Annotated in this window: 13 protein-coding genes; 6 read left to right on the forward strand and 7 right to left on the reverse strand. The window is 73.0% G+C overall.

Features of this window, described 5'->3' with window-relative positions; translation table 11 throughout:
- Nucleotides 1-82: 82 nt before the first annotated feature.
- From ilvC to PIR53_11425, 4 genes are all read right to left on the reverse strand, one after another.
- The gene (gene ilvC, locus PIR53_11410; GenBank protein ID WZH50633.1) at nt 83-1108 is read right to left on the reverse strand and encodes a ketol-acid reductoisomerase; all 1026 of its coding nucleotides are present in this window, start codon (nt 1106-1108) and stop codon (nt 83-85) included.
- Between the two features lie 86 nt (nt 1109-1194).
- Entirely contained in the window at nt 1195-1734 is a 540-nt protein-coding gene (gene ilvN / locus PIR53_11415) for an acetolactate synthase small subunit (GenBank protein WZH50634.1), read from the reverse strand.
- Nucleotides 1735-1813: 79 nt separating this feature from the next.
- Complete coding sequence (locus tag PIR53_11420; GenBank protein ID WZH50635.1) at nt 1814-3580, reverse strand: acetolactate synthase large subunit; 1767 nt, start codon at nt 3578-3580, stop codon at nt 1814-1816.
- A gap of 328 nt (nt 3581-3908) precedes the next feature.
- Complete coding sequence (locus tag PIR53_11425) at nt 3909-4607, reverse strand: 4a-hydroxytetrahydrobiopterin dehydratase (protein ID WZH50636.1); 699 nt, start codon at nt 4605-4607, stop codon at nt 3909-3911.
- Between the two features lie 282 nt (nt 4608-4889).
- On the opposite strand from PIR53_11425, the gene PIR53_11430 reads away from it, so the two are divergent.
- Complete coding sequence (locus PIR53_11430) at nt 4890-8069, forward strand: S8 family serine peptidase (protein ID WZH50637.1); 3180 nt, start codon at nt 4890-4892, stop codon at nt 8067-8069.
- Between the two features lie 87 nt (nt 8070-8156).
- Here the strand turns inward: PIR53_11430 and PIR53_11435 are convergent, their stop codons facing one another.
- Nucleotides 8157-8825: a hypothetical protein gene (locus tag PIR53_11435; GenBank protein WZH50638.1), complete on the reverse strand. Its 669-nt coding sequence runs from the start codon at nt 8823-8825 to the stop codon at nt 8157-8159.
- On the reverse strand, nt 8822-9343 hold the full coding sequence (locus tag PIR53_11440) for an RNA polymerase sigma factor (protein ID WZH50639.1): 522 nt from the start codon (nt 9341-9343) through the stop codon (nt 8822-8824). Before PIR53_11440 ends, PIR53_11435 begins: the two co-directional genes overlap by 4 nt.
- 162 nt (nt 9344-9505) lie before the next feature.
- Between PIR53_11440 and PIR53_11445 the strand changes: the two genes are divergently transcribed.
- The 4 genes from PIR53_11445 (at nt 9506) to PIR53_11460 (ending at nt 13035) form a co-directional block, all read left to right on the forward strand.
- Nucleotides 9506-10222 (forward strand): CHRD domain-containing protein, encoded by a 717-nt coding sequence (locus PIR53_11445; protein ID WZH50640.1) that lies wholly within the window; start codon nt 9506-9508, stop codon nt 10220-10222.
- A complete protein-coding gene (locus PIR53_11450) occupies nt 10215-10835 on the forward strand; it encodes a class F sortase (protein WZH50641.1) in 621 nt (206 codons plus the stop codon). The genes PIR53_11445 and PIR53_11450 overlap by 8 nt, the downstream gene beginning before the upstream one ends.
- 107 nt (nt 10836-10942) lie before the next feature.
- Nucleotides 10943-11500 (forward strand): PadR family transcriptional regulator, encoded by a 558-nt coding sequence (locus PIR53_11455; protein ID WZH50642.1) that lies wholly within the window; start codon nt 10943-10945, stop codon nt 11498-11500.
- Nucleotides 11501-11562: 62 nt separating this feature from the next.
- The gene (locus tag PIR53_11460) at nt 11563-13035 is read left to right on the forward strand and encodes a DHA2 family efflux MFS transporter permease subunit (protein WZH50643.1); all 1473 of its coding nucleotides are present in this window, start codon (nt 11563-11565) and stop codon (nt 13033-13035) included.
- Nucleotides 13036-13562: 527 nt separating this feature from the next.
- Here the strand turns inward: PIR53_11460 and ilvD are convergent.
- Nucleotides 13563-15284 (reverse strand): dihydroxy-acid dehydratase, encoded by a 1722-nt coding sequence (gene ilvD, locus PIR53_11465; protein ID WZH50644.1) that lies wholly within the window; start codon nt 15282-15284, stop codon nt 13563-13565.
- Nucleotides 15285-15457: 173 nt separating this feature from the next.
- Between ilvD and gdhA the strand changes: the two genes are divergently transcribed.
- On the forward strand, nt 15458-16789 hold the full coding sequence (gene gdhA, locus PIR53_11470) for an NADP-specific glutamate dehydrogenase (GenBank protein WZH54441.1): 1332 nt from the start codon (nt 15458-15460) through the stop codon (nt 16787-16789).
- The last annotated feature ends 47 nt before the right edge of the window (nt 16790-16836 follow it).

The raw sequence follows: 16836 nt of genomic DNA on the forward strand, positions 1-16836 counted from the left end.
AGGGCCGGACCGAGGACGCACCGGACGCACGAGGCCCCCGGGACCGCACGGTCCCGGGGGCCTCGTCGTACCGCTCAGGGGGTCAGCGCGCGGCCGAGCCCTCCGTGTAGTCGGCGTCGGCCTGCTGCCACGAGAAGTGGGCGCGGAGCTCCTTGCCCGTCTTCTCGATGGGGTGCCCGGCCTCCTCCTCGCGCAGGCGCTGGAACTCCTCGCCGCCGTTGTCCTGGTCGCCGATGAAGCGCTTGGCGAAGGTGCCGTCCTGGATGTCGGCGAGGATGCCCTGCATCCGCTCCTTGGTGCCGGCGTCGACGACGCGCGGGCCGGAGACGTAGTCGCCGTACTCCGCCGTGTCGGAGACGCTCCAGCGCTGCTTCGCGATGCCGCCCTCCCACATGAGGTCAACGATCAGCTTGAGCTCGTGGAGCACCTCGAAGTAGGCGATCTCCGGCTGGTAGCCCGCCTCCGTCAGGGTCTCGAAGCCCGCCTGCACGAGGTGCGAGACGCCACCGCAGAGCACGGCCTGCTCACCGAACAGGTCGGTCTCGGTCTCCTCGGTGAAGGTCGTCTTGATGACGCCGGCGCGGGTGCCGCCGATGGCCTTCGCGTAGGACTTCGCCAGGTCCCAGGCAGCGCCGGAGGCGTCCTGCTCGACGGCGATGATGTCCGGGATGCCGCGGCCCGCGACGTACTCACGACGCACCGTGTGGCCCGGGGCCTTGGGGGCCACGAGGATCACGTCGACGCCCTCGGGCGCGGTGATGTAGCCGTAGCGGATGTTGAAGCCGTGGCCGAAGACCAGCGTGTCGCCCGCGGCGAGGTGGGGCTGGATCGACTCGGCGTAGACGTGGCGCTGCACCTGGTCGGGCGTGAGGATGACGACCACGTCGGCCTCCTCGACCGCCGCCGCGACATCGAGGACCCGCAGGCCCTCCTCCTCCGCCTTGGCGCGGCTCTTCGAGCCCGCGGCCAGGCCGACGCGGACGTCGACGCCGGAGTCGCGCAGGTTGAGGGCGTGGGCGTGCCCCTGGCTGCCGTAGCCGATGACGGCCACGTTCTTGCCCTGGATCAGGGACAGGTCGGCGTCGTCGTCGTAGTAGATCTCAGCCACTGGGGGCTACTCCTTCTGGGTTGACTTCTCGAGTGGTACGTCGCTGGCGAGCGCGGGCCGGGACCCGCGCCGCCTGGTTGGTGGCGTCAGCCGGCCGCCGGGACCGGGACGGGCACCGGGCGCACGGTGCGCTCGGTGATGGAGCGCGAGCCGCGGCCGATCCCGACCATGCCCGACTGCACGAGCTCGCGGATGCCGAAGGGCTCGAGCACGCGCAGGAAGTCGGCGATCTTGCCGGAGTTGCCGGTGATCTGGATCGTCACGGCGTCGGGGGCGACGTCGATGACCTTGGCGCGGAAGAGCTGCACGGTGTCGAGCACCTGGCCGCGGGTCTCGGTGTCGGCGCGGACCTTGACCATGACGAGCTCGCGGTTGACCGAGTTCGTCGGGTCGAGCTCGACGATCTTGATGACCTCGACGAGCTTGTTGAGCTGCTTGACGACCTGCTCCATCGGCGACGTCTCGACGTCGACGACGATCGTCATGCGGGAGATCTCGGGGTGCTCCGTCGGGCCCACCGCGAGGCTGTCGATGTTGTAGCCGCGGCGGCTGAACAGGGCCGCGATGCGCGCGAGCACGCCGGGCTTGTTCTCCACCAGGACCGAGAGAGTGTGCTTGTCGCTCATCGACGTCCTCGCTTCGCTCCGGGCGCCGACGAGGCTCCGTCGCACCTGTTCCTGATGATGGTCTCGCTCCGCTCGTCCATTAGAGGTCGTCCTCGTCGAAGGTGGGCGCGAGGTCCCGCGCGTACTTGATGTCGTCGTTGCTGGAGCCGGCGGCCACCATGGGCCACACCATCGCGTCGCGGTGGACGCGGAAGTCGACGACGACGGGGACGTCGTTGATCTCCATGGCCTTCTCGATGGTCGCGTCGACCTGGTCGGGCGTCTCGCAGGAGAGCCCGACGCAGCCGTAGGCGTCCGCGAGCTTGACGAAGTCGGGGATGCGCTTCGAGTGCAGGTCGGTGTTGGAGTAGCGGCCCTCGTAGAAGAGCGACTGCCACTGGCGCACCATGCCGAGCGACTCGTTGTTGACGACGGCGACCTTGATCGGGATGCCCTCGATCGCGCAGGTGGCCAGCTCCTGGTTGGTCATCTGGAAGCAGCCGTCGCCGTCGATCGACCAGACGGTCGTGTCGGGACGGCCGACCTTGGCACCCATCGCGGCGGGCACCGAGAAGCCCATCGTGCCGAGACCGCCGGAGTTGATCCAGGTGCGCGGGTGCTCGTACTGCACGAAGTGCGCCGACCACATCTGGTGCTGCCCGACGCCCGAGCAGTAGATGGAGTCGGGGCCGGCGATGTCGCTCAGCCGCTCGAGCACGTACTGCGGCGCGAGGGCGCCGTCCGGGGGCGCGTCGTACCCCAGCGGGTAGCGGCCCTTCACCCCGGAGAGGAACGCGGCCCAGCCCTCGTAGTCGCCGGTGTGGCCGGCGTCGGCCTGCGACGTCAGGAGCGCCAGCAGCTCGTCGATGACCTCGCGCGCGTCGCCGACGATCGGCACGTCCACGTGGCGGTTCTTGCCGATCTCCGCGGGGTCGATGTCGGCGTGGATCACGCGGGCGTTCGGGGCGAAGGAGTCGAGGTTGCCGGTGACGCGGTCGTCGAAGCGCGCGCCGAGGCTGATGATGAGGTCGCTCTTCTGGAGCGCCGCGACCGCCGCGACCGTGCCGTGCATGCCGGGCATGCCCATGTGCTGCGGGTGGCTGTCGGGGAACGCGCCGAGCGCCATCAGGGTCGTGACGACGGGCATGCCCGTGAACTCGGCCAGGCGGCGGAGCTCGCGGGAGGCGCCGGAGCGGACGACGCCGCCGCCGACGTAGAGCACCGGCTTGCGCGACTCGAGGATGAGCTTGACGGCCTCGCGGATCTGCTTGCCGTGGGGGCGCGTCACCGGGCGGTAGCCGGGGAGGTTGAGCTCCGTCGGCCAGCGGAACGTGGTCGACGCCTGCAGCGCGGACTTCGCGATGTCGACCAGCACCGGGCCGGGACGGCCGGTCGAGGCGATGTGGAACGCCTCGGCGATCTTGACCGGGATGTCGGCGGGGTCGGTGACGAGGAAGTTGTGCTTGGTGATCGGCATCGTGATGCCGCGGATGTCCGCCTCCTGGAAGGCGTCCGTGCCGATCATGGACGCGCCGACCTGGCCCGTGACCGCGACGAGCGGCACCGAGTCCATGTGGGCGTCGGCCAGCGGCGTGACGAGGTTCGTCGCCCCCGGGCCCGACGTGGCCATGCAGACCCCGACGCGACCGGTCGCCACGGCGTACCCCTGCGCGGCGTGGCCGCCCGCCTGCTCGTGGCGCACGAGGATGTGGCGGATCTGCGTGGAGTCCATCAGGGGGTCGTAGGCCGGGAGGATCGCCCCGCCCGGGATGCCGAAGATCGTGTCGACCCCGGCGCTCTCCAGCGACTTGACGAGGCTCTGCGCCCCGGTCACGGTCGGCGTGGACGCCTCGCTCTGCTCACTCATCGGCTCGGTTCTTCCCTGTCTGCTCCCGCGTCGTCGCGGGGGCGGTCTCGATCGGTCGTGCACTGCGGCTCGTCGGCCCGGGACCGGCGCGGACAGTGTCCGCCACCTGCCTCGGCCCAACAAAAAACCCCTCGGGCCTGATGGCGACGAGGGGTGACGCGGGGACGCGCTCGGAGTGGTTCCGGGCTCAGTCCACGCGTCGCGTGCGTACAAGAAGAATGCGCATGCGCCTACGGTCGCCGTCAGGACCGGACGACGTCAACCAGTCTGCCATCGAGTCCCACATCCTGGTACGCCGGTCTCGGATGACGGGCGCGGACCGGCCCCCTCAGCCGCGGTCCTGCCACGTGCAGACGCACGCCTTGTTGCCCTCCGCGTCGGCCAGCACCCAGAAGGAACGGGCGTGCTCGGCCGTGACCAGGCGGCCGCCGGCCGCGAGCGCCGCCTCGACCCGGTCGAGGGCCACGTCGTGCGGGACCGTGATGTCGAGGTGGAACCGCATGCGACCCGCGGGCTCCCCCACGCGGTCCTCCTCCGTCGGCTCGCTCGTCTGGAACCAGAACCCCGGGAGGCCCGTGCCCAGCGCGTCCGCCAGCTCGTCCCCGTCGCGCGGGTTGTCGGCGAGCCCCAGCACGGCCTGCCAGAACGGCTTGATCCGAGCGAGGTCGGGGGTGTCGAGCGCGATCTCCAGGGCCTGCACCTTCTCCGGCGCCGGCCGGGCGCCGTGCTCGCGCGCCAGCTCCGACACCCGCCGGGCGAGCGCGACGTCGCGGGCGGTCACCCCGCCCACGTCGTGGCTGTGCGTCACGACGCGGACCGCGCCGTAGCGCAGCTCGATGTCGGGGTGGTGGTCGACCTCGGCCGCGTGGGCGCCGATGGCCGCGACGAGGGCCAGCGCATCGCCGTACTCCAGCTCGAAGCGGGCGTGCAGCGACCGCAGCAGCAGGCGCCAGTCGGGGAGGTCGGCGGCCAGGAGGTCGTCGCCGCTCAGGAGGGCGCGGGGGTCGGCGTCGGCGCTGTCGCTCATGACCCCCATCACAGCACCCGGCACCGACGAGCACGAGGGGGCGGGGACCGCACGCCGCGGGTCACGGCCCGTGGGCGCAGGTCACGGTCTGGAAAATTCCTCGTCCCGACCCGTGGTCGGCGGCGCCGTTCGGACCTACAGTGCTCGCACCGCCGGACGTCTTCCGGCCGCGGGATCGGGCCCGTGGACGCGTCGGGTGGGGCTCGGAAAGCGAGATCTCGGGTGCACCTCACACCACCGCGTCGATGGGTCGGCCTCGCCGTCGCCACTCTCGGCGCCTCCATGCTCACCATCTCCCCCGCGTCAGCCGCCCCCGGCGACGGCGACGCGCCCCTGCCGATCCCCGAGGCCACGGCCCCGTCGGTCGAGCGGGCCAAGATCGCCCCCGGTGTCGACCTCGACACCGACGCGCGCCAGACGGTCTTCGTGCAGATCACCGGGGCGGGTGCCGCCGACGCGGCCGCCCAGCGCTCGGGCAGCTCCGCGCGCTCGCAGGCCACCCAGCGCCGCGCGCAGGTCGAGGCCACCGCCGACGAGCTCCTCGACGTCGCGCAGGCGGCGGACTCGGGAGCGACGTCGTCGTTCACCGTCAGCAACGCGGTGCCGGGCGTGTCGATCACGGGCACCACGGCCGCCATCGAGGCCCTTGCCGCCGAGCCCGGCGTCGCGAAGGTCTCCCGCATCGCCGAGCGCACGCTCGACAACTCGAGCGCCGCGGCGCTCGTGCGCGCCAACACGGTCTGGAACCTCGGCGCCAACACCGGCAAGGGCGTGAAGATCGGCGTCATCGACACCGGCGTCGACTACACCCACTCGACCTTCGGCGGCCCCGGCACGGTCGAGGCCTTCGAGGCCGCGAACGCGGCCTCCACCGAGGACGGCTGGCGCGAGGCGCTCCCCGCGCGCGGCCAGGCCAAGATCGCCGGCGGCTACGACTTCGTGGGCGACGACTACAACGCCGACCCGACGTCGGAGACCTACAACCCGGTCCCCTCGCCCGACCCCAACCCCCTCGACTGCGAGGGCCACGGCACGCACGTGGCCGGCAGCGCGGGCGGGTACGGCGTGCTGCCCGGCGGCGGCACCTTCGCCGGCAACTACGCCTCCGTGGGCCCGAAGACGCTCCGCGCGCTCGAGATCGGTCCGGGCATGGCGCCCGAGTCCGAGATCTACGCCCTCCGGGTGTTCGGTTGCGGCGGCAGCACCAACGAGGTCATCGCGGCGCTCGACTGGTCGCTCGACCCCAACGGCGACGGTGACTTCTCCGACCGTCTCGACATCATCAACCTGTCCCTCGGCTCCGCCTTCGTGCCGGCCGACGACCCCCAGAACGCGGTCATCGACACGCTGACCCGCCACGGCGTCCTCACGGTCGCCTCCAACGGCAACGAGGGCGACCTCACCGACGCCGGCGGCTCGCCGGGCAGCGCGACCAGCTCCCTCGCCGTCGCGAGCAGCGTCGACTCGATGCAGCGCCGCGACGCGGTGACGGTCACCGCCCCCGCGGCCCTCGCCGGTCCCGCCGCGGGCCAGTTCTCCCAGGCCTACGACTTCGCGAACGAGCCGCCGGTCTCCGGCACGGTCGCGGCGATCCCCGGCTCCAACGCCGACGGCTGCCAGGCGCTCTCGACGGCGGACGCCGCCAAGGTGAACGGCAAGATCGCCTGGCTCGAGTGGGACGACGTGGACGCCACGCGGCGCTGCGGTTCGATCGCCCGCGCCGCGAACGTGAAGGCCGCCGGCGCCATCGGCGCCATCTTCACCAGCGAGCTCGACGTCTTCGGCGCCGGCATCTCCGGCGACCCGGACATCCCGGTCATCCAGCTCACGGGCACCGAGACCGAGCGCCTCCGCTCGGCCGCGGCCGCCGGCACCCTCGCGATCACCTTCGACGGCGACCTCGCGCAGAGCATCTCGACCTACGACGACGCCATCACCGACACCGTCTCGGGCTTCACCTCCCGCGGTGGCCACGGCACCTACAACGGCGTGAAGCCGGACGTCGCCGCCCCCGGCGACACCATCAGCTCCGCCGCGGTCGGCACCGGCAGCCGGAGCGCCTCTCTCTCCGGCACGTCGATGGCCGCACCGGTCACCGCCGGTGTCGCCGCGCTCGTCGTGGCCAAGCACCCGGAGTGGACCCCGCTGCAGGTCAAGGCCGCCGTCATGAACACCGCGACCAACGACCTGTTCACCGACGAGGGCCGCACGGGCGCCAAGTACGGCCCGGCCCGCGTCGGCGCCGGTCGCATCGACGCCCGCTCGGCGACGGAGACGACCACGCTCGCGTGGACCAACGGCACCAACAACCCCGTCTCCGCCACCTTCGGCGTCGTCAACGTCGCCTCCGGTTCCGCCAACGCCACCCGCTCCAAGACGGTGACGGTGCGCAACAACTCGTCCGCCTCGGTCACCTACAAGCTGGGCTGGCAGGGCTCGACGAACCAGCCGGGCGTCCGCTACACGCTGTCGGCCACCTCGGTGACGGTCCCCGCTCGCTCGGAGCGGTCGGTGACGCTCAACATGGTCGTCACGCCCAGCGCGGTCCAGCGCCAGATCGACCCGACGATGGACCCCGAGCAGCTCGAGACCCCGCGCCAGTTCGTCTCGGCCGCCTCGGGCCGCCTGACCATCACGGCACCCAACAAGACGCCGCTGCGCGTCCCGGTCCACGGTGTCGCGCGGGTCAACTCCACGACCACCGCCTCGGTCGCCAACCAGCAGCTCGTGCTGAGCGGCAACGGGGTCGACCAGGGTGAGGGCACGGCGCGCCAGCGCTCCGTGGTCTCGGTGCTCGAGCTGGGCGCGCGCAGCGGCCAGATGCCGATCTGCACCGGCACCCAGACGGTCGGCTGCGTCGACCAGGGCTCGGACCGCGGCATGGACCTCCAGTCCGTCGGCGCCGGTTCGTCGAACACCCACCTCTGGTTCGGCATCGACACCTGGGGCGACTGGGCGACCGTGGGTCGCCTCAGCGTCCCGTTCGTGGACTACGACGTGAACGGCGACGGCACCCCCGACTACGAGACGTACCTCCAGTTCTTCCCGGACTCGGACGTCCTGTACTCGGTCACCGTCGACCTGGAGTCCGGCGACACGGTCGACCAGCAGCCGGTGAACTTCTTCGACGCCGACGTCGACACGAACGTGTTCGACACCGACGTGGTCCTGCTCCCGGTCCGCAAGGCGGCCATCGGCCTCCCGACCGGCACGGCGAGCGCGCCCATCACCTACGTGGCGGGCGTGTACGACGCGGCGGTCGGCGGCACCACGGACGCGACCGGCGAGGTGGAGTACGACGCGGGCACCCCCCGCATCCGCACCGAGGGCCCGCTGTTCGAGGACACCGACGGCGCCACGATCGACCTGCTCGGCGCCGGCGGTGCCGACGCCCTGGTCCTGCACCTCTACGGTGCGCCGGGCCGCCGCGGCGAGATCGTCCCGGTCCCCGCGGTGAGCTGACGCACCACCCGCACCACCACCGGCGGCCGCCGTCCCCCTCGGGGGGCGGCGGCCGTCGGCCGTTCCGGGAGCCTGCTCCAGACCGGCTCAGCCGGCGACGGTCGGCAGTTCGGCGGAGCGCACGAGCTCGCCGTCAGGGCCCACGATCTGCAGCGTCACGACGTCCTCGCGGAGGACGGCGGCGTTGAGGCTGCAGTGGATCTCGACCGTGGAGCCGAGGAAGGCGCCCGCACTGACCGGCGACCCATCGGCGTCGAGGAACAGCACGTCATAGGTCTCCCCCACGGCGAGGCCGTCCACGTCGATGACCGCCTCGGTGCCCCACGTGTGCGGGATGACCTCGGCCCGCACCTCGGCCTCGGCGGCCGGGGACCCGGCCACGGGCTCGAACCGGACGGGCTCGGCCACGCCGAGGGTGCCGGGCGGCCCGGTGACCTCGGGGGCCTCGGGCTCGTCCCCCGCCTGCTGCGCGACGAGGGTGCCGGCCACCCCCAGGCCGGTGCCGACCACGAGTGCGGCGGCCGCCGCGAGCAGCGTGCGCCGCCGGCGCGGGGCGGCTGCGCGGGGCGCCGGCGGCTCCTCCCACGTCCCCAGGGCGCCGATCCGGTCGGACACCGCCCGCAGCTCCTCGATCTCGGCCGCGACCGTCGGGTCCTCCCGGCACAGCACGTCCAGCTCCGCCTGCTCCGCGGCGTCGAGGTGACCCGTGACCGCTCCCGCGACCAGCTCGTCGCGACGCTCGGACGATGTGCTCATGACTCCCCCTCCGGTTCCAGCAGCGCACGGAGCGCGCGCAGGGCGTGGTACATCCGCGTCCGCAGCGTCGCGACCGGCACCCCGTCCCGGGCGGACAGGGCATCGTAGGTGAGCCCCTCCAACCGGACGGCGACCACGACGCGGCGGTGCGCGGGGCTGAGCTGGGAGAGAGCCCAGGCCAGCTCGAGACGGTCCTCGACGAGCGCCGACTCCGGCGCCCGGTGGAGCGGCACCACCCGCGCCTCGAGCCCGGCCTCCTCGGCCGCGGCCGCCGCCCGGCGCTGCCGCCGCTCCCGCACCCTCAGGTGGTCGACCACCGCGTTGCGCGCGATGGCGAACAGCCAGGTGCGCAGGGAGGCCCGGGTGGCGTCGTACGTGGCCCGGGCCTGCCACGCCCGCGTGAACGTGTCCTGCACGCACTCCTCCGCCGCGCCGCGGTCGCGCAGCACGTTGACCGCGAAACCCAGCAGCTCGCCCGCGTGCAGGCGGTGCGCCTCCGCGAGGTCGAGGTCGGACATCGCCCCGACCCTAGCCGTCGTCATGTCGAGGGGTACGACGCGCGAGCGGGGGCCGTTCAGCGCCGTACCGAGAAATTTCGCGGGCCGGTGAACGGAGGTGGCGCCGACGACGTACCCCCTCGTGACGGGCGCTGCGTGGGCGCCCCCGACGAAGGAGCACGCATGAGCACGAACCGCACGCCGATCCGTCTCGCCGCCCTCGCCGTGGCTGCCCCGCTGGGACTCGCCGCGGCCGCAGCGCCCGCGGCCGCCGACGAGGAGGTCCCCCGGCCCGCGTCGTTCACCAGCGCCTACACCGTGATGGCCACGCCGGACACCATCATCGACGCCGAGGGTGCGTCCGTGCCGGGCGAGGAGGGGGCAACCGGCACGTTCACGTTCATGGTGAACTCGGACGAGGACGTCATCTGCTACGACATCACGCTGACGGGCGTGACGGGCGAGTACCAGAGCCCCGCACGCACGGCGACGCACATCCATGCCGCGCCGGCCGGGCAGGGCGGGCCTCCGCGGATCGCGTTCCCGAACCCGGAGGGTGACGGCGACACCCGGACGTCCAGCGGCTGCATGCAGGGGCCGTTCACGACCGGCATCGAGGGCGAGGACGGCAACGACACGGGCACCGGCTTCACCCTGTCCGACCTCGAGGCCGACCCGTCGTCGTTCTCGGCCGACACCCACACGGCCGCGTTCACGGCGGGCGCCGTGCGCGGCCAGCTGCAGGAGATCCCCGTCGGCGGCGTCGACACCGGCCTGGGGGGCACGGTGGCGGAGGCCGGGACCGGCGGGACCGGTACGGCGCTGGCCGTCGCCGGGCTGGCGGGCGTCGCCGTCGCGGCCGCGGGCGGGGGGCTCGTGGTCGCGCGCCGGCGTGCCTGAGCACGCCGCGCCGTACCGGTCGCTCGCCCTCGTCCTCGCCGCGCTGGCCCTCGCCGGCTGCGGCGGGGGCGGGGGCGCAGCGCCGTCCTCGGTGCCCTCCTCTCCCCCGTCGGCGAGCTCCTCGGGGGCTCCATCGGGGGCTCCGTCGGGCGCACCGTCCGCGCCGGTCGACGACGGTGCGCGACCGGTGCGCGTCGAGATCCCGGCGATCGGGGTCGATGCCGTGCCGATCGACCTCGGCATCGGCGACGACGGTGAGCTCGAGGTGCCGACCGACCCGGACGACGTGGGCTGGTACACCGGCGGGGGCCGCCCCGGGGAGCGGGGACCGACGGTGGTCGTCGGGCACGTCGACGCGGTCGACGGCCCGGCCGTGTTCGCCGACCTCGCCACGCTCGAGGACGGCGACACCGTCGTCGTCCACCGCGCCGACGGACGGGCGGTCACCTACGTCGTCGAGCGGTCCGAGGCCGTCGAGCAGGACCGGTTCCCCACCGAGCTCGTCTTCGGGGCCACGGCGGACGACCAGCTGCGGCTGATCACGTGCACGGGGCCGTACGACCGGGACGCGGGCCGCTACACCCAGAACCAGGTCGTGTTCGCCCGCCCCTGATGGTCCGGGGCGATCGCCCGGGTCGGTCGCCCGGGTTGAAAGGCCAGTCCTCCCGGCCTACTGTTCCGCGCGGAATATTCGACACGGAACGCCGGGGAGGTCGTCGGGTGGCGCTCACCCCCATCGCCGTCGCCGCGCTCGCGCTCCTGGCGGAGCGTCCGATGCACCCCTACGAGATGTTCCAGACGCTGCTCGACCGCCACGAGGACCGCGTCGTCAAGGTGCGGCCGGGCTCGCTCTACCACGCCGTCGAGCGTCTGGCCGGCGCCGGGCTCGCGGAGGTCGTAGGCACCGAGCGCGACGGCAACCGACCCGAGCGCACGACGTACCGGATCACCGACGCGGGCCGCGGCGCTCTCACCGCGCGGCTCCGGGAGCTGCTGCGGGCGCCGGCCGCGGCGTACCCGGAGGCCGCCCTCGGCCTCACCGAGGCCCACAACCTGCCGCGCGGCGACGTGGTCGCCGACCTGTCCCAGCAGCTCGACGCCCTCCGGGCGGACGCGGCCGTGCTGACCGGCCTCATCGCCTCGGTGCGCGAGCGCGGCGTGGCGGAGGCCTACTGGATCGAGGCCGACCACGCGCTGCACCTGCGCCACGCCGAGATCGCCTGGCTCGACACCCTCATCACCCGACTCACCGACGGAGACCTGCCGTGGCCGACGTGACCAGCACCCCCGCCCCGACGACGGACACCCCCGGGACGAACCCCTGGCCCGCATTGTGGGCCATGGTCATCGGGTTCTTCATGATCCTGGTCGACACCACGATCGTGTCGGTGGCGACGCCGGCGATCATGACCGGTCTCGACACCGACGTGAACAGCGTCATCTGGGTGACGAGCGCCTACCTGCTGGCCTACGCCGTGCCGCTGCTCGTCACGGGGCGCCTCGGCGACCGGGTCGGGCCCAAGCGCATCTACCTCGTCGGGCTCGGCGTCTTCACCCTCGCCTCGCTGTGGTGCGGACTGACGTCGACGATCGAGGGCCTCATCGTCGCGCGCGTGCTCCAGGGCTTCGGCGCGTCGATGATGACGCCGCAGACGATGGCCGTCATCACCCGCACGTTCCCGGCCGCCCGGCGCGGGCCGGCCATGGCGCTGTGGGGCGCGACGGCCGGCGTGGCCACGCTCGTCGGCCCGATCCTCGGCGGCGTGCTCGTCGACGGCCCCGGCTGGGAGTGGATCTTCTTCATCAACGTGCCGGTCGGGATCGTGGCGTTCGTGCTCGCCCTGCGGCTGGTGCCGGCGCTGCCCACCCACGCGCACACCTTCGACTGGGTCGGGGTCGCGCTCAGCGCCGTCGGCATGTTCCTGCTGGTGTTCGGCATCCAGGAGGGCGAGAAGTACGACTGGGGCACCATCACCGGGATCATCTCCGTGCCGCTCCTCATCGTCGGCGGGCTCGTCGTGCTCGCCGTCTTCCTCGGCTGGCAGGCGCGGATCGAGCGCGAGCCGCTCGTGCCGCTCGGCCTCTTCCGCGACCGCAACTTCTCGCTCGCCAACGGCGGGATCACGCTGGTGGCGTTCGCGGTGACGGCGTTCAGCTTCCCCGTCACGCTCTGGGCGCAGGCAGCCCGCGGCTGGTCGCCGACGGAGACCGGCCTGCTGCTCGTGCCGATGGCGCTGGCCACCGGTTTCCTCGCCCCCCTCGTGGGGCGGCTGGTCGACCGCGTGCACCCCCGCACCATCACCGTCGTCGGGTTCCTCTTCTCGGCCGTCGCGCTGGTCTGGCTCAGCCGGGTGATGACACCGGACAGCGCGGTGGTGCAGATCCTCCTCCCGCTCGCGCTCTTCGGCGCGGGCAGCGCGTTCCTCTGGGCGCCCCTGTCCGCCACCGCGACCCGCAACCTGCCCCTGTCGTCGGCGGGCGCCGGGTCGGGCGTCTACAACACGACGCGGCAGATCGGCGCCGTCCTCGGCAGTGCTGCCGTCGCGGCACTGATCCAGGCCCGGATCACGGCGAACCTGCCCGGCGCGGGCGGGTCGGTCGAGGAGGTCCGCACGGGCACGGGCGCCATGCCGCCCGAGGTCGCGACGCGGTTCTCGGACGCGATGGCGCAGTCCGTGCTCCTGCCCGCGGGCGCGATGGCGCTCGGGATCGTGGTCGTGCTGTTCTTCGCGCGGCCGGCGTTCGCGCAGCGGGGCGGGGCGCAGCCGGGTGGGACGCAGCCGGGTGGGACGCCGGAGCACACGGCCGGGTAGCCCGACGGGCGCCGGGTCGGGCAGAGGCCTGGTCGGGCGAGTGGGCCCGCCGGGCAGGACAAGGAAAACGCGGACCCGAGGCGCTGAGGCGTCCGCGTTTTCCTGGTCCTGGGCGGCCGCGGTCCGCGTTTTCTTTCGCCGAGCCGAGCCGCGCCGAGCCGCGCCGTACCGAGCCAAGCCGGCCTGGCCCTCGGGCCTCGCGGCCGTAGGCCCGAGGACGCGTTCGCTCACCGGACAGGGCGTCCACCGAGCGAACGGCGTGCACCGAATCGACCGCTTTGACCATCAACGTTGATGGTCAAAGCGGCGTGTTCCCCGGCTGACCGGGGAACACGCCACCCCCTCAGATCACGCGCCGGGACGCCGCCGGGGGCCGGGCCAGCCGGGCGGGCGGGCGCGGAAGCGGCCCGCGGAGCGGGCCGTCACCGACACGGAGACGGACCAGCGCCGCGAGCGGGTCCCGCGGGTCGAGCTCGGCCGCGGACGGGGGGTGCTCCTCCGGGGCGGCCGAGCGGGTCGGCAGCGGATCAGCCCGTGACCGCGCCGTGGGCGGCCGAGCCGACGGTGCGGGCGTACTTGCCCAGGACGCCGCGCGTGTACTTGGGCGGCAGCGGCTCCCAGCCCACCTTGCGGCGCTCGAGCTCGTCCTCGTCGATGGCGACGTCGAGGCGGCGGTTGGCCACGTCGAGCGTGATCGGGTCGCCGTCGCGCACGAAGGCGATGGGGCCGCCGTCGACGGCCTCGGGCGCGACGTGGCCGACGCAGAGGCCGGTCGTGCCGCCGGAGAACCGGCCGTCGGTGAGGAGCAGGACGTCCTTGCCGAGGCCGGCGCCCTTGATGGCACCGGTGATGGCGAGCATCTCGCGCATGCCCGGGCCGCCCTTGGGGCCCTCGTAGCGGATGACCACGACGTCCCGCGGCTTCAGCTCGCCCGCGGCGAGCGCCGCCATCGCGGCCTTCTCGCCGTCGAACACGCGGGCCGTGCCCTCGAAGACCGACTCGTCGAAGCCGGCCGACTTCACGACGGCGCCCTCGGGCGCCAGCGTGCCGTGGAGGATCGTCAGGCCGCCGGTCGCGTGGATCGGGCGGTCGACCTTGCGGATGACGTCGTCGTCGACCTGCGGCGGGGCGATGTCGGCGAGGTTCTCCGCCATCGTCCTGCCGGTCACGGTCAAGCAGTCGCCGTGGAGGAGGCCCGCGTCGAGCAGGGCCTTCATCACCATGGGGATGCCGCCCTTCTGGTCGACGTCGTACATCACGTACTTGCCGAAGGGCTTGAGGTCGCCGAGGTGCGGCACCTTGTCGCCGACGCGGTTGAAGTCGTCGAGCGTCAGGTCGACCTCGGCCTCGCGGGCGATGGCGAGGAGGTGGAGGACCGCGTTGGTGGAGCCGCCGAGCGCCATGACGACCGTGATGGCGTTCTCGAACGCCTCCTTCGTCATGATCTGGCGGGCCGTGATGCCGCGTCGCAGCATCTCGACGACGGCCTCGCCGGACTTGTGGGCGAACCCGTCGCGGCGGCGGTCGACGGCCGGCGGAGCGGCCGAGCCGGGGATCGACATGCCGAGGGCCTCGGCGACGGCGGCCATGGTGTTGGCCGTGTACATGCCGCCGCACGCGCCCTCACCGGGACAGATGGCGCGCTCGACCTTGTCGACCTCCTCCCGGGAGATCTTGCCGGCGAGGCAGGCACCGACGGCCTCGAAGGCGTCGATGATCGTGACGTCGCGCCCGTCGACCTTGCCCGGCATGATCGAGCCGGCGTAGAGGAACACGCTCGCCAGGTCGAGACGCGCGGCGGCCATGAGCATGCCGGGCAGCGACTTGTCGCAGCCGGCGAGCAGCACGGAGCCGTCGAGGCGCTCGGCCATCATCACGGTCTCGACCGAGTCGGCGATGACCTCGCGGGAGACCAGCGAGAAGTGCATGCCCTCGTGGCCCATCGAGATGCCGTCGGACACCGAGATGGTGCCGAACTCCAGCGGGTAGCCGCCGGCCGCGTGCACGCCGTTCTTGACGGCCTTCGCGAGACGGTCGAGCGGCAGGTTGCAGGGCGTGATCTCGTTCCACGACGACGCGACGCCGATCTGCGGCTTCACCCAGTCGTCGTCCCCCATGCCGACCGCGCGGAGCATGCCCCGGGCGGCGGTCGCCTGGAGGCCGTCCGTCACGTCGCGGGAACGCGGCTTGATGTCGGGGGTGCTGGGAGCCGCAGGCGCGGCAGGGGTCGAGGGCGTGCCACCGGTCATGGCGCAAGCCTAGACCCGGCCGTCCCCGCGCCGTACGCCGTCCCGCGGGGCCGACCGCCCCGACGAAACGCACGTTTCGTCGTTTCGCTAGCGTCACGCCCGATCCGAACCTCCCGATCCGGTGCTCCCGGACGGACGACGACGAAGACGAGGGCGACACCGTGACGGACCAGCTGCACCCGCACCTGCAGGACACCTACGCCGAGGTGCTGCGCCGCAACCCCGGCGAGCTGGAGTTCCACCAGGCGGTGCGGGAGGTCCTCGGGTCGCTCGGCCCGGTCGTGGACCGGCACCCGGAGTACACCGACGGGGGCATCCTCACGCGCCTGTGCGAGCCGGAGCGCCAGATCGTGTTCCGCGTGCCGTGGGTCGACGACGCCGGCCGCGTGCAGATCAACCGCGGGTTCCGGGTGGAGTTCAACTCGGCCCTGGGGCCCTACAAGGGCGGGCTTCGGTTCCACCCGAGTGTGCTCGCGGGGACGGTGAAGTTCCTCGGCTTCGAGCAGATCTTCAAGAACGCGCTGACCGGCCTGCCCATCGGCGGCGGCAAGGGCGGCTCCGACTTCGACCCCAAGGGCAGGTCGGCCGGCGAGGTCATGCGCTTCTGCCAGTCCTTCATGACGGAGCTCTACCGCCACATCGGCGAGCACACCGACGTCCCCGCCGGTGACATCGGCGTCGGTGGTCGCGAGATCGGCTACCTCTTCGGCCAGTACAAGCGCATCACCAACCGCTACGAGTCCGGCGTGCTCACCGGCAAGGGCGTCACCTGGGGCGGCTCGCAGGTGCGGCCGGAGGCCACCGGCTACGGCCTCGTCTACTTCGCCGAGCAGGTGCTGTCCCACCGCGGCACGTCGTTCGACGGCCGGCGCGTCGTGGTCTCCGGCTCCGGCAACGTCGCCGTCCACGCCATCGCGAAGGTCCACCAGCTCGGCGGCACCGTCGTCGCCTGCTCCGACTCGGGCGGCTTCGTCGTCGACGAGGCCGGCATCGACCTCGACCTCCTCCGCGACGTCAAGGAGCGGCGGCGGACCTCCCTCACGGCGTACGCCGAGGAGCGGGGCCTCGAGCACCGCACCGGCTCCGTCTGGAGCGTCCCCGCGACCGTCGCGCTCCCGTGCGCGACGCAGAACGAGCTGGACGCCGCCGACGCGCGGCTCCTCGTCGACCACGGCTGCCTGCTGGTGGCGGAGGGCGCCAACATGCCGTGCACGCCCGAGGCCGTCGACGTGCTGCGGGAGGCCGGGATCGCCTTCGGTCCCGGCAAGGCCGCCAACGCGGGCGGCGTCGCGACGAGCGCGCTGGAGATGCAGCAGAACGCGAGCCGCGACTCCTGGTCGTTCGAGCACACCGAGGCCCGGCTCGCGGAGATCATGCGCGGCATCCACGAGCGGTGCCTGACGACGGCCGACGCGTACGGGACGCCGGGCGACTACGTCGCGGGCGCCAACATCGCCGGCTTCACGCAGGTCGCCGACGCGATGCTCGCCCTCGGGGTCATCTGACCGGGCGGCCGGTGCTGATCGAGACGCGGTCGTCACCGGTCGTTTAC

This window comes from Nocardioides alkalitolerans (assembly GCA_038184435.1).
Lineage (GTDB): Bacteria > Actinomycetota > Actinomycetes > Propionibacteriales > Nocardioidaceae > Nocardioides > Nocardioides alkalitolerans_A.